We start from the raw sequence: 12,205 nt of genomic DNA, 5'->3' as shown, positions 1-12,205 counted from the left end.
GAGGAAACCGTTGCCGCCGCCGGAAGCGGGGCTGCGCGGGGGCGCGGTCGAGTGGCCGCGCCCCCGCGCAGCCCCGCTCACTCGTTCGGTTCCGGGATCGCGCGTATTCGAGTTTGTGCCCGCGTCCTCGCTCGCGTCTGCGCACGCGTTCGCGCCGGCGTCCCCGTCCGCGCGGTCGCGCTCACCCATGTGCGAGCACCCCCGCGAGCGCGACGATCCCGGCGAGTGCCAGCGCGGTCGCGGCATAGCTGAGCCGGAGTGTCCGCCTACCGGACTCTGGTATGGTAGCTGCGCGATTGCATTGCTGGACGACCAGCGTCCGGACCACCGAGAGAACCAGCACCGCCATCACCGCGAACAGTTTTATCGTGAAGACGACGCCCCACTCCGTGTCGGCCTGCGGGACGAACGGCGCGAGGCTCCCGAGGTTGCCGACCCCGGTCATCACGAGCACGCCCATCGCGAGCCAGAACAATCGCTCGTAGCCCGCCGCGAGGTCGACCGCCGCATCGGCCTCGATGGAGCTCGCTGCTGTGTCACCGGAGCGCCGGAACAGCCCCCACGTCAGCGCCGCGCCGCCGACCGCGACCGCCATCGCGACGAGGTGGAGGATTCGGACGCTAAGCACGCTACCACTCCCTCGAAGAACCCGGTGAGCCCGGAGATCGTCCAGCGTCGGTGCCGTCTTCGGCGTCGAACAGGTCGGCGACGAACCCGGTCGTGGCGAACGTCAGCGCGAGCGCGACCGGTGCCGACGCGATCGCGCCGACGAGGATGCCGAGCGCGCCGAGGTTGACGACCAGCGCGGTGCCGACCAGCGAGGCGGCCGCCACGAACAGCAGGTAGCCCGCGGCGTAGCCGAAGTACGGCCCACCGTCGAGCGCCCACTCCAGACTCCGCGCCAGCCCCTCCTCCACGCCGAGATCGCCGACGACCAGCAGGTACGGCGTCGCGTAGAACAGGTACGACAGTAAGATGAACAGCGGGAACGAGAGCAGGAGGAGGAGCGTGCTCGGGAACGTGAGGATTCCGGCCGAGACGGTCACCAGCCCGGCGACGTGGACCAGCGCGACGAACAGGACGACCGGAACGAAATACTCCCGGGCGTTGGCCGCGAAGTCGTACTCACCGGTCCGGATGACCTCGCGGGCGCTCCCGATCAGGCCAGCGACGAGCACGCCCCTGACGAGTATCAGTACGGGAATCGCGAAGAGGGTGGGCGAGACGTGGACGCCCGACCCCTGACTCGGGACGCTCACGAACGTCCAGAGGTCGGGAAGCGCGCCCGGAAATCGGAAGGTGAGTCCCATGTGGATCCCGCGGAAGTCGAGCACCGCCCTGACGTTGTCCAGCGCGAGGAGGCTCGACAACAGCGGGACGACCGCCAGTTCGAGGTGCCGGAGCGCGTACTCCCAGCCCTCGGTCAGTCGAGTCTCGAACGAGGTGGAGCCGTTCGGTGATGAGGGGTCGCTGGGTGGCGACGCGCCAGATGAGGCGGAGGGATCACTCGGCGGCGATGCGCCGGTCGGGGAAGAGGGGTCGCTCGGTGGGGACGAGTCGGAGTCGTGACCCCAGCCGGAGTCGCGGCCCCAGTCGGAACCGGAGTCGGGATCACGATTCGAGTCCGAATCGCTGTCGGCGTCGTCGGAGGGCATCGTCCCCGACTGGCGCACGCCGGCGCGAAAAGTGTTGTCCCCGCCGCGACAGGTCCCGTTCGGAGGATAGCGGTTTTTGACCGGCAGTCGCGGTACTCTTTTTGCCTCGTTCGAACTATCTACTCCACTCGCTCGGGCTAGTTATTCCCGAGTCATAGGAGACACCGCGACCGCACAGCACCGCAGGTTCGAACCCCCAACCTCCTGTGGTCCTCGGCCTGCGGCCTGGGTCCTCGTCTACCGGCAGACGGTCCTGCTCGGCCTTACGGCCTGCGCGGGCTGGTCTGCCGAGCCTGCGCTCGGTTCCTTCTCACAGACCTCACGTGCGTTGCTCGCGCGCGCCGGAATCTAATCCACCCTGCGATGCATATCTCGGCGCAGAGCGAGGTTTTTAAACCCCGAGGCTAACTACTCCCGGTCGATGGAGTTCGGGGAGTTCGCGGACGCGGCGGCCAAGATCGAGGCACTGAGCGCCGACACCGAGATAACGGAGCGAGTGACCACGCTGTTTGGCGCTGCCGGTAGTGACCTCCCCGTGATCGCCCGGTTCGTGCAGGGACGCGTGTTCCCAGCGTGGGCCTCGCGCACGCTCGACATCGGGCCGAACTACTGCTACGAGGCCATCGCGCGCGCCGCGGGGACGAACGTCTCCGCCGCGGACGTAGAAGACCGACTCGCCGACGTGGGCGACATCGGCGAGGTCGCTGCGAGCTACGAGTTCGGCGGCCAGCAGGGCCTCGGCGCGTTCGCCAGCGGTGGGACGACCGACAGCAACGACCTCACCGTCGCCGAGGTCGCCGACGAACTCGACGGCCTCGCCGCTGCCGAGGGCGCGGGCAGTCAGGATCGGAAGATCGACGCCCTGTTCGGGCTGTTCAACCGCGCGAGCAGCGAGGAGGCCCGATACCTCGCGCGCATCGTGCTCTCGGAGATGCGCATCGGCGTCGGGGAGGGCACAGTCCGGGACGCGACTGCGGCGGCGTTCGACGTTCCGGTCGAGGCGGTCGAGCGCGCGCTGCAGGTGTCGAACGACTACGGCGAGGTGGCGCGAGTCGCCCGCGACGAGGGCGAGGCGGGCCTCGCGGCGATGGACCTCGAACTCGGCCGCCCGGTGCAGGCGATGCTCGCACAAGCCGGAACCGTGACCGACGCGCTCGACGACTGGGACGAGGCCGCGGTCGAGTGGAAATTCGACGGCGCTCGCGTGCAGGTTCACTACGATCCCAGCGGGCTCGACTGGGAGGCCGAAGACGGAACCGGCGGGGGCAACTCCCTCGATTCGGACGACGAGACGGATGCCCGCGAGGTCGCGGTCTTCTCGCGGAACATGGAGGACGTGACCGACGCGCTCCCCGAGGTGGTCGAGCACGTCCGCGAGCACCTCGACGCCCCAGCAATCTTGGACGGCGAGGTCGTCGCCACCGACGACGGCGACCCCCTACCGTTCCAGGAGGTCCTCCGGCGCTTCCGCCGGAAGCACGACGTGGCCCAGGCCCGCGAGCAGGTCGAACTCGACCTGTTCGCGTTCGACTGCCTCCACGCGGCGGGCGAGGACCTGCTCCGGTCGCCCCTCGCGGCGCGCCACGACCGCCTCGAATCGATACTCTCGGCGGGAGTCTCCTCGCTGTGGGTCACCGACGATTCGGAGGAGATCGCCGCGGTCGAGGCCGAGGCGCTCGACGCGGGCCACGAGGGCATCATGCTCAAGGACCCCGAGTCGACCTACTCGCCCGGCCGCAGAGGGAAGAACTGGCTCAAGCGAAAGCCCGACGTGGAGACGCTAGACCTCGTGGTCACGGGCGCTGAGTGGGGCGAGGGCAGGCGCGCGAACTTCCTCGGGACTTTCCTGCTGTCGGCCCGCACCGGCGACGAGGACGGTCGGGCCGACGGCTTCGAGACCATCGGCAAGGTCGCGACGGGCATCACCGACGAGGAGCTCGCGGACCTGACCGAGTTGCTGGAACCACACGTTCGAACTCAGGACGGCCAAGACGTGGAGATCGCCCCGACCGTCGTCTTCGAGGTGGGCTACGAGGAGATCCAGCAGTCGCCGACCTACTCGTCAGGTTACGCGCTCAGATTCCCGCGATTCGTGAGCGTGCGCGAGGACAAGGACCCCGAGGACGCGGACTCACTGGCGCGCGTGGAGCGACTGGCCGATCAGCAGTGAGTCTCTGAAGCGTTTCCGATTGATTGCTCGCCCGTTCCCGACAGACTACTTCTCGTTCTCGCGGAAGCCGGGCGTCCCCTGCTCGTGAAGCCGCCGCGACACGTCCGCGACGCCCTCCTGGAGGTCGTCGTGGTACTCCACGAGCCGGTCGCGGAGTTCGTCGTGCTCGCGCGCGAGGATCTGGACCGCCGACAGCGCGGCGTTGAACGACTTGCCCGCGTCGACCGCGACGATGGGCGCGCCGGTGGGCATCCCCACGACGGAGGGCAGCGACTTCTCCTGGACCGGGACGCCGACCACCGGCAGGGGGTAGGCCAGCGACGCGGTCATGTTCGGTAGGTCGGCGGACTTGCCGCCAGCGCCCGCGATGATCACGTCGAGGCCCCGCGCCTCGGCGGTCTCGGCGTAGGCGTACATCAGTTGGGGCGTCCGGTGGGCCGACACCACGTAGCTCTCGAAGGTGAACCGGGCCTCCGGCGCGTCGTCGTAGTCGGTCACCTCCGCGAAGCCCAGTTCCGTCAGCGCGTCGTAGGCTCCGGGTCGGCCGTCCTCGGACCCTGCCATCACGTCGAGGTCCGAGTCGCTCCCCATGATGACGCCGATCTCGGGGGTGTCCTCGGTTGCTCTGTCGCACTCGGCCTCTGCTCGCAGGTCGTCGATGAGTGTCTGGAGTTCGCTCATTGGTAGGTCACCTCGTCGTGGTCGCTCACCGAAACGTCACCTCGTCGCGCAGGTCGCGCGCCGCGTCGAGCAGTCGGTCGAGCGATTCGCCTCCTGCTTCGCGGTCGCCGACCACCGTCAGGTGGCCCATCTTCCGCAGGGGGTACACCTCGCGCTTGCCGTACCAGTGGTAGCTCGCGCCGGGGTGGCGGAGTATCGCCTCCTCGCCCGAGATCGCGGCCCGCTGGCGTTCGTCCACGTCGCCGAGCAGGTTCGCCGTCACCACGGGGTCCCGGAGGTCCGTCGCGCCGAGCGGTCGCCCCGTCACTGCGCGGGCGTGCTGTTCGAACTGGGAGGTCAGCGCGCCCTCGATGGTGTAGTGACCGGAGTTGTGCGGCCGCGGGGCGATCTCGTTGACCGACACGGACCCGTCGGGCGACTCGAACATCTCGATGCCGTACACGCCTCGACCGGACAGCAGGTCGAGCACGTCCGCGGCGACCTCGCGGGCGCGCTCGGCCACGGCCTCGTCGGTCCGGGCCGGAACGACCGTCTCTCGCAGGATCTCCTTGCGGTGGACGTTCTCCCCGAGCGGGAACGTGGCGGTCTCATCGTCGCGGCCCTCGACGCCGATAACGGACACCTCGCGCTCGAACGGGACGAACTGCTCGACCATCGCGCCGATCCCATCGCTCTCGGTCGCGGCTGCGATCTCGGCCAGCGCGTCCTCGACCTCGCTCTCGTCGTGGACCGGGACGTTCCCCCGCCCGTCGTAACCACCCTCGCGAGCCTTCAGCATGACCGGATAGCCGAACTCCTCGACGGCGGCCAGCAGGTCCTCGCGGTCGTCGACCCGTCGGAACTCGGGCACGGGAACCCCTGCCTCGCGGAGCGCGCGCTTCTGGACCAGCTTGTCCTGTATCGTCCGGAGCGTGTCGGGGTCGGGGTGGACCGGCACGCCGTACTCCTCGCTCGCGCGTTCGAGCACGTCCGGGTCTGCGAGTTCGATCTCGTAGGTCAGGTAGTCCGCCCGCGCTGCCAACTCCCGGACCCCGTCCTCGTCGTCGAAGTCTGCGACGATCTGGTCGCGGACGACCGGGGCGGCCGGACAGTCCGGCGTGGGGTCGAGCACGACCAGTTCGATGCCCAGCGGCGACGCCGCCTCCGCGAGCATCCGGCCGAGCTGGCCGCCGCCGACGACGCCCAGCGTGTCTGTGTCGCTCATCTACCCCGGAGTTGTGGACGGCCCTGCATAAGATTTGCCAACTGCATCGGTCGATGACCACGAACGTGGACAATAGCTTCCCGCGGTCCCGTCCCGGACCGCTACCCGCCGTTGGTGGTCCCCGAACCGCTATCCGCCGTCAGCGCCGCCATCGACGTACTGCTCCTCGACGAAGAACACCGTCTCGCTCCCGTAGAGGGTGAGCTCCTCCTCGAACGCCTCGTAGCCGTCGAGCCGCTGGGCGACCGCGTCGCGGTTCTCCGCGCGGGTGACCACGACCGGCGGCGTGTCCGACTCGACGACGCCGAGCTGCGTGGTGCTGTCGACCTCCGCACCGTACAGTTCGGTGTACCACGGGACGGGCAGCCGGTCGTACCAGCCGCCGCCCGCGGCCCAGTCGTCGTTCTCGCTCTCGTTGGCGACGTAGAAGTCCGAGCCGTAGTACAGCAGGTCGATGCCGTCGTTGGCCTCGCTCGCAGTCCGGACAGTCTCCAGGGTCGGTCGGATGCCCTCGGCGGGCTGGCCGTACTGGACCAGCAGGTTCTCGTTCTGGCCGGCCTCGTCGAGGTACTGGTCGGCCGGATGCTGGTATGTCGTGCTGACCGCGGTGGCCGCGACCTGTCCGGCGACGAGCAACACGAGCAGGGCCGCGAGCGCGGCGCTCACTCCGTCGCCCTCGCTGACGGCCTCGCCGCCCCACCGGACGAGGACCGCCAGCCCGACCGCGGCGGGCACCGCCAGCGGCACCACCGCGTGGACGACCTCCCACGGGAACGTGTTCTCGACGATGACTGGGTAGCCGAGCACGCTCACGAACCCCCAGTAGAAGGTGAACGCCACGACGTCGCGGGGCCGGTCGCCCGCGTACCGGTCGACGAGGAAGCCGACCGCCGACAGGACGAGCAGCGCGGCCGCGCCCGCCCAGAGGACCTCGCCAAGCTGCAGGAACGAGTCGACGTACGACCCCTGATTGCCCCCGCCCCACTTGCCCGTGAACTTGTCCCACGAACCCAGCGTAGCCTCCTCGATGACGGCCGGGAACATTCCGGGGTTCGAGAACGCCTTCCAGAGCCCCGGTCCGGAGACCCCCTGCGCCCGCGGCGCGTAGAAGAAGATCACGACCGCGAAGAAGAAGACGACGCCGAGCACGAGGTGGAGCCCCCAGTTGTCGTCGAGGAGCGCCCGTCGCACTCGCCCGGCCTGCTCGCGGGCGAACGCCCGGCGGTCGTCGGCCTCGGCGAGCAGTTGGAGGCGGTGGTCGAACAGTAGGACCGCGGCGCCGAGCCACGTCACCACGTACACCAGCACGTTCTCCTTGGTGGTGAACGCCAGCGCCACCATCAGCGTCCCAGCGTAGAGGTATCGGGGTTTCCGGGTGTCGAACAGCCGAGCGTAGAACGCCAGCGCGTACAGCATGAACGCACCGAGCAGCACGTCGTTGCGCATGAACCGCGAGTAGTAGAGGACGACGGGGTTCGCGGCCAAAAGCAGGCCGAGCGCGATCATCTCGACTCGGCGAAGCCGCTCGCGGAACAGCCACGCGGTCAGCGGGAGCAGCCCGGAGACGACCGCGACCGGCACGCGCGCCACGAAGTCGCTCGCGCCGAACAGCCCGAACAGGAACTTGTTGACGTGGTAGAGGAACGGCCCGTGGATGACGGCGTGGTACTCCCAGACGCCGGTGTCGCCGTACCGCAGGATCCAGTAGCCGACGCGGGCCTCGTCCCAGTGGAACACCCGGCCGCCGAGCGCGTAGAAGCGCAGCGCGAGCGAGAACAGCGTCACCGCGAGCACTGCCGCCGCGGTCTTCGTTCCGACCGTTCGACCGAACGCGTTCGCCGACTCGCGCGCCCAGGTGCGCGCACTCCGAGAACTCCCGTCTGCAGTCATCGTTTCCGGGAAACATCCGAGGGGATACAAGTTTTCCGGAGAACGGTAGTTCTTTTACTCGGCCACCCCTCGTGCCGGACATGGTTTCCCTCGGCCTCGTCGTCGCGCGGTTCAACCGCGAGGTGACCGAGCAGATGGAGGAACGCGCCCTCGAAGCCGCTGCCGACCGGAGCGCGGACGTGGTCGAGACGCTCCGGGTTCCGGGCGCGTACGACGCGCCGCTGGCCGCCGACCGGCTCGCGCGCCGCGAAGCCGTCGACGCCGTGGCCGTCGTCGGCACCATCGTCACCGGCGACACCGACCACGATTCGGTCATCGCCGACGCGGCCGCACAGGGACTGACCGACGTGAGTCTCGACCGTGACACCCCGGTGACCTTCGGCGTCGGCGGTCCGGGCATGTCGGGGGCCGAAGCCCGCGAGCGGGTGGACAAGGGAGCTGAAGCGGTCGACGCGGCCGTGGACCTCGCAGAGGAACTGTAACCATGAACTTCTCCGAACGCATCAGACGAGTCGAACCGAGCGCGACGCTAGCTATCAGCAACCTCGCCGCCGAACTGGAAGCCGACGGCGCGGACGTGGTGGACCTCAGCGTCGGCGAGCCGGACTTTCCGACGCCCGAGAACGTGGTGGAAGCGGGTAAGGACGCGATGGACGCGGGCCACACCGGCTACACGTCCTCGAACGGCATCCGGGAGCTACGCGAAGCCATCGCCGAGAAGCTGCAGGGTGACGGTCTCGACTACGAGGCCGGAAACGTCATCGTCACGCCCGGCGGGAAGCAGGCGCTGTACGAGACGGTCCAGACGCTCGTGGACGACGAGGACGAGGTCGTCCTACTCGACCCGGCCTGGGTCTCCTACGAGGCGATGGTGAAGCTGGCCGGCGGGAGCCTGAACAGAGTGGACCTCGCGCCACACGACTTCCAGCTCGAACCGGGCCTCGACGACCTCGCTGCGGCGATGTCGGACGACACCGAACTCCTCGTCGTCAACTCGCCGAGCAACCCCACGGGCGCGGTGTACTCCGACGCCGCGCTCGAAGGCGTCCGGGACCTCGCGGTCGAGCACGACGTGACCGTGATCAGCGACGAGATCTACAAGGAGATCACGTACGGCGACGCGGAGCCGACCAGCCTCGGAACCCTCGACGGGATGGCCGAGCGCACGGTCACGATCAACGGCTTCTCGAAGGCGTACTCGATGACCGGCTGGCGGCTGGGCTACCTCGCCGGGCCGGAGGAGCTGATCTCCGAAGCCGGGAAGCTCCACTCCCATTCGGTGTCGTGTGCGACCAACTTCGTCCAGCACGCGGGCGTCGAGGCGCTCCGGAACACCGAGAGCGCGGTCGAGGAAATGGTCGAGGCGTTCGCCGAGCGCCGCGAGTTCCTGGTCGACCGGCTGGACGAACTGGGCGTCGAGGCTCCCGAGCCCGACGGAGCCTTCTACCTGATGATGCCGGTCGCCGACGACGACCAGCAGTGGTGCGAGGACGCGCTGGAGGAGGCCCACGTCGCGACGGTGCCGGGCAGTGCCTTCGGCGCGCCGGGGTACGCCCGCATCTCGTACGCCAACAGCACCGAGCGCATCGGTGAGGCGGTGGATCGGCTGGTCGACGCCGACCTGCTGTAGCGCGGAAACGTTCTCGCTGGGCTCGCGGCTTCGCCGTCTTCTCGCGGGCCGTGCCCGCTCGAACGGTCCGCGGCGCGTCGCTCCGCGCTACTCGCACATCGCGGCGCAACGCGCCGCGCACCGCTCGCGTGACCGCGCGAAGCGTCCGGGCCGAACTGGTCGCGCCCTCGTATTTAAAATCTGGCGTGGCGTAAACGAGTCGACTACTCCAGACTCAGGCCCGGATGCCACCGCTTCACGCCCGCTTCCGCTTTCACCTCGTCCATCCGCGCGAGAAGTTTCACCGCCAGACTCGCCGTCTCGGCCGCGCGGTTCTCACCCTCGGTCAGGAACTCGCCCGTCTCGCGATTGGCGAACACCGAGCAGACCGCGCCGGCGCGTAGACCGTAGATGTTCGCGAGGGTCATGATGGCGCTGGCCTCCATCTCGATGTTCCGAACGTTCGCGTCCTTGAGGTTGTCGACCAGTTCGTCGCTGCCGGCGGCCTCGAACCCCTCGAAGCCCGGTCGGCCCTGCCCGGCGTAGAAGCTGTCGGCGCTCATCGTGATGCCGGTGTGGTAGTCGTAGCCGAGTCGCTCGGCCGCGGCCACGAGCGCCGAGACGACCTCGTAGTCCGCCACCGCGGGGTAGTCCTCGCGGACGTAGGCGTCGCTGGTGCCCTCCTGTCGGACGCCGCCGGTGGTGATGACGAGGTCGCCGACCGCCATGTCGGCCTGGATCGCGCCGCAGGAGCCCACTCGTATGAACGTCTTCGCGCCCACGCGCGCGAGTTCCTCGACCGCGATGGCTGCGGAGGGACTGCCGATGCCGGTCGAGGTCACGCTGATGGGCGTCCCGTCGTACTCGCCCGTGACGGTTCGGTACTCGCGGTGGTGGGCCGTCTCCTCGCTGTCGTCCCAGAACTGGGTTATCTTCTCGATGCGCTCGGGGTTGCCCGGGAGGAGCACGGCGTCGGCCACGTCGCCTTCCGCGAGTTCGACGTGGTACTGCACGTCGTCGTTCGGATCTTCGCTGTCGCCGGTCATGCCCCGCGACTACTCGGTGGCCGGACATAAAGGGTTCGTCGAGGCGTCGCGAGGACGGGATTCCGTCCACGTGAGTAACAGTTATCACGCCTGTGGGAGAACCGCGTGGCATGCCCTCCAGACGACAGGTTCTCGCAGGTCTCGGCTGCACAGCGATCGCCGGGCTCGCCGGCTGCAGCGGCTCCGGCTCGGGCGGGTCTGAGACGCGAGACTGCCAGTCCGGCGCGCTCGCACACGGCGACGGCGACCTGCTCGACCGCGGCGCGATGGCGAGAGTCGAGGACGACGACGTGCGATTTGCCGTCCCCCTCGCGGTCGAGGAGGTGCGCGACCAGAACGTCGCGGCCCTCGAACTGTACGACGCCGCCGGAGACCTCGCCCACGTGATTCCGGTTTCGCCCGGCGACGCGGACGTGATGGCGAACAAGTCCCGAACCGGGGAGGGACAGCTCTACTACGAGCAGTACCTCGGCGAGCGACCGCTCCACGGCCAGTACCACGTCGTCGCGGTCGACGACGCTGACGAGACGGTGGACTCCATCACCATCGAGTTCAACTGCTTCCCGGAGGTTTCGGACGACGGCTGAGTCGAGGCTACGCTGAGTCGACGTTCAGGGCGTGTCGCTTTCGACTTCATATTGGCGTGCGCTGACCTATCTTTTCCACCCGGCGCGCGTTTGGGCGCGGCGCTTGCGCCGCGCCCCAGCGTGCGAGGGACGACCGAGCGGAGCGAGGGAGGAGGCTGGGGAGGCGTGAGGTCCGCGGTCGCGGTGCGGTCACGCCGAGGCTCAAGCAGTAGCTAGCTTCTCCAATTTACACTATCCCCTCCGTACTGCAGCTACAGAACAGCAAAGCGAATCCGTCAGTCCAGCATCTCCTCTGTGATTGTGTCAGGGAGCAGTTCGCCCAGCGTGTACTCGCTCGTCTCGACACCGCCGTCGGGGCCGTCACCCTCGTCACACACGACCGGCAGATCTTCGTCGCAGAACTCCGAGAGCGTCTGTCTGCACATTCCGCAGGGAGTTACCCCGTCCCGCGCGGCGGAGCTCACGGCCAGCGCGTCGAACTCCCGGTGGCCCTCCTTCACCGCCTCGGCGATGGCGACCTCCTCGGCGTGGAGCGAGTTGCTGTAGTTCGCGTTCTCGATGTTGCAGCCGACGTACACCGTACCGTCGGCCGTCCGGAGCGCCGCGCCGACCGGGTAGTCCGAGTACGGCACGTGAGCCTCGGCCTGCACCTCGCGGGCCATCTCGACGAGTTCGTCCATGGTGGCGGTGCTTGGGGGCCGGTCGTCAAATATCTCCCGTCTGAGACTGTCGAGAACCGAGGACGGCTACTGCGACTGCCCTCCGCGGGTGAATTTTTAAATACGAGGGCGGGACGAAACAGAATTGGACGCCTCGTGCAGTTGCAGGCAGCTCGCTGGCGAGTCAGTCAGCGCAGGCGATTCCGGATATGCCGTCTCGGCGGCAACGGCGATTCCGAGGTACCCTGTAACTGCCAGTCCGACTACCCCGAGAGGGCCGAGCCAAACTGTCCGTCGAAGGCTGAACAGAGCGATCTCCATCAGTTTGCTACCGTGGATTGGGTATTCGTTGCGGAGGTTGCAACTGAATCAGAGTTTGGAACCGCGACCGCACACCACCGCGTCGCGACCGCACAGCACCACGACTGCAAACGGTGGAGTATGTCAGGTGACGCTAGCTACTGCTTGAGCCCCGGCGTAACCGCACCGCGACTGCACCGCAACCGCGACCGCGGGCCTCACGCCTCCCCACCCTCCTGCGTTGCTCGGTCTCCGCGTCGCTCCGACCTGCGCTACTCGTCCCTCGCGCGGTCGGGCGCGGCGAACGAGCCGCCGCGCCCCACGCGCCGGGTGGAACGTCGAGGTCAGCGCGCGCCGGGTGAACAGTCGACCCGAGCGTTCCCGCGAGGACCAGCAAACAGTCG

At 68.5% G+C, this 12,205-nt stretch carries 12 protein-coding genes; 4 read left to right on the top strand and 8 right to left on the bottom strand.

Features of this window, described 5'->3' with window-relative positions; all coding sequences use genetic code 11:
* From DPQ64_RS19460 to DPQ64_RS01735, 3 genes are all read right to left on the bottom strand, one after another.
* Positions 1–189, bottom strand: a 189-nt coding sequence (locus DPQ64_RS19460; RefSeq protein ID WP_232820455.1) for a hypothetical protein, incomplete at its 3' end; no start/stop codon positions are given.
* Complete coding sequence (locus tag DPQ64_RS01740; protein WP_232820454.1) at positions 182–628, bottom strand: CopD family protein; 447 nt, start codon at positions 626–628, stop codon at positions 182–184. The genes DPQ64_RS19460 and DPQ64_RS01740, both read right to left, overlap by 8 nt.
* 1 nt (position 629) lies before the next feature.
* Positions 630–1,655: a hypothetical protein gene (locus DPQ64_RS01735; protein WP_115862632.1), complete on the bottom strand. Its 1,026-nt coding sequence runs from the start codon at positions 1,653–1,655 to the stop codon at positions 630–632.
* A gap of 421 nt (positions 1,656–2,076) precedes the next feature.
* Here DPQ64_RS01735 and ligA point away from each other — a divergent pair, with 421 nt between their 5' ends.
* Positions 2,077–3,825 carry an ATP-dependent DNA ligase LigA gene (gene ligA, locus DPQ64_RS01730; RefSeq protein WP_115862631.1) on the top strand — a complete coding sequence of 583 codons (1,749 nt, stop codon included), beginning with the start codon at positions 2,077–2,079 and terminating at the stop codon, positions 3,823–3,825.
* 45 nt (positions 3,826–3,870) lie between these two features.
* On the opposite strand, the gene purE is transcribed toward ligA, so the two are convergent.
* The 3 genes from purE to DPQ64_RS01715 all read right to left on the bottom strand — a co-directional run bounded on the left by purE (position 3,871) and on the right by DPQ64_RS01715 (position 7,600).
* On the bottom strand, positions 3,871–4,506 hold the full coding sequence (purE, locus tag DPQ64_RS01725; protein ID WP_115862630.1) for a 5-(carboxyamino)imidazole ribonucleotide mutase: 636 nt from the start codon (positions 4,504–4,506) through the stop codon (positions 3,871–3,873).
* Between the two features lie 25 nt (positions 4,507–4,531).
* Positions 4,532–5,710, bottom strand: a complete 1,179-nt coding sequence (locus DPQ64_RS01720) for a 5-(carboxyamino)imidazole ribonucleotide synthase (RefSeq protein WP_115862629.1) — start codon at positions 5,708–5,710, stop codon at positions 4,532–4,534.
* 129 nt (positions 5,711–5,839) lie between these two features.
* Complete coding sequence (locus tag DPQ64_RS01715; protein ID WP_115862628.1) at positions 5,840–7,600, bottom strand: flippase activity-associated protein Agl23; 1,761 nt, start codon at positions 7,598–7,600, stop codon at positions 5,840–5,842.
* Between the two features lie 80 nt (positions 7,601–7,680).
* Between DPQ64_RS01715 and ribH the strand changes: the two genes are divergently transcribed.
* Both ribH and DPQ64_RS01705 read left to right on the top strand, forming a co-directional pair.
* Positions 7,681–8,082, top strand: coding sequence for a 6,7-dimethyl-8-ribityllumazine synthase (ribH, locus tag DPQ64_RS01710; RefSeq protein ID WP_115862627.1), 402 nt, complete (start codon positions 7,681–7,683; stop codon positions 8,080–8,082).
* 2 nt (positions 8,083–8,084) lie between these two features.
* Entirely contained in the window at positions 8,085–9,230 is a 1,146-nt protein-coding gene (locus DPQ64_RS01705) for a pyridoxal phosphate-dependent aminotransferase (RefSeq protein ID WP_115862626.1), read from the top strand.
* Positions 9,231–9,433: 203 nt separating this feature from the next.
* Here the strand turns inward: DPQ64_RS01705 and DPQ64_RS01700 are convergent, their stop codons facing one another.
* Complete coding sequence (locus DPQ64_RS01700) at positions 9,434–10,255, bottom strand: nucleoside phosphorylase (RefSeq protein ID WP_115862625.1); 822 nt, start codon at positions 10,253–10,255, stop codon at positions 9,434–9,436.
* A gap of 110 nt (positions 10,256–10,365) precedes the next feature.
* On the opposite strand from DPQ64_RS01700, the gene DPQ64_RS01695 reads away from it, so the two are divergent.
* Positions 10,366–10,842 (top strand): hypothetical protein, encoded by a 477-nt coding sequence (locus DPQ64_RS01695; RefSeq protein WP_115862624.1) that lies wholly within the window; start codon positions 10,366–10,368, stop codon positions 10,840–10,842.
* A 275-nt stretch (positions 10,843–11,117) separates the two neighbouring features.
* Here the strand turns inward: DPQ64_RS01695 and cdd are convergent, their stop codons facing one another.
* On the bottom strand, positions 11,118–11,522 hold the full coding sequence (gene cdd / locus DPQ64_RS01690) for a cytidine deaminase (RefSeq protein WP_115862623.1): 405 nt from the start codon (positions 11,520–11,522) through the stop codon (positions 11,118–11,120).
* Positions 11,523–12,205 lie beyond the last annotated feature (683 nt).

The organism is Halorussus litoreus (assembly GCF_003382685.1).
In the GTDB taxonomy this organism is placed as follows: Archaea; Halobacteriota; Halobacteria; order Halobacteriales; family Haladaptataceae; genus Halorussus; species Halorussus litoreus.
Note: the sequence above shows the minus strand (reverse complement) of the source record. Positions and strands in the feature narration are given on the sequence as shown.

Excerpts from the sequence above, each read along its gene's own strand:
- DPQ64_RS01735 (WP_115862632.1), bottom strand. The coding sequence starts at position 1,655 with ATGCCCTCCGACGACGCCGACAGCGATTCGGACTCGAATCGTGATCCC.
- ligA (WP_115862631.1), top strand. The coding sequence starts at position 2,077 with ATGGAGTTCGGGGAGTTCGCGGACGCGGCGGCCAAGATCGAGGCACTG.
- purE (WP_115862630.1), bottom strand. The coding sequence starts at position 4,506 with ATGAGCGAACTCCAGACACTCATCGACGACCTGCGAGCAGAGGCCGAG.
- DPQ64_RS01720 (WP_115862629.1), bottom strand. The coding sequence starts at position 5,710 with ATGAGCGACACAGACACGCTGGGCGTCGTCGGCGGCGGCCAGCTCGGC.
- DPQ64_RS01715 (WP_115862628.1), bottom strand. The coding sequence starts at position 7,600 with ATGACTGCAGACGGGAGTTCTCGGAGTGCGCGCACCTGGGCGCGCGAG.
- ribH (WP_115862627.1), top strand. The coding sequence starts at position 7,681 with ATGGTTTCCCTCGGCCTCGTCGTCGCGCGGTTCAACCGCGAGGTGACC.
- DPQ64_RS01705 (WP_115862626.1), top strand. The coding sequence starts at position 8,085 with ATGAACTTCTCCGAACGCATCAGACGAGTCGAACCGAGCGCGACGCTA.
- DPQ64_RS01700 (WP_115862625.1), bottom strand. The coding sequence starts at position 10,255 with ATGACCGGCGACAGCGAAGATCCGAACGACGACGTGCAGTACCACGTC.
- DPQ64_RS01695 (WP_115862624.1), top strand. The coding sequence starts at position 10,366 with ATGCCCTCCAGACGACAGGTTCTCGCAGGTCTCGGCTGCACAGCGATC.
- cdd (WP_115862623.1), bottom strand. The coding sequence starts at position 11,522 with ATGGACGAACTCGTCGAGATGGCCCGCGAGGTGCAGGCCGAGGCTCAC.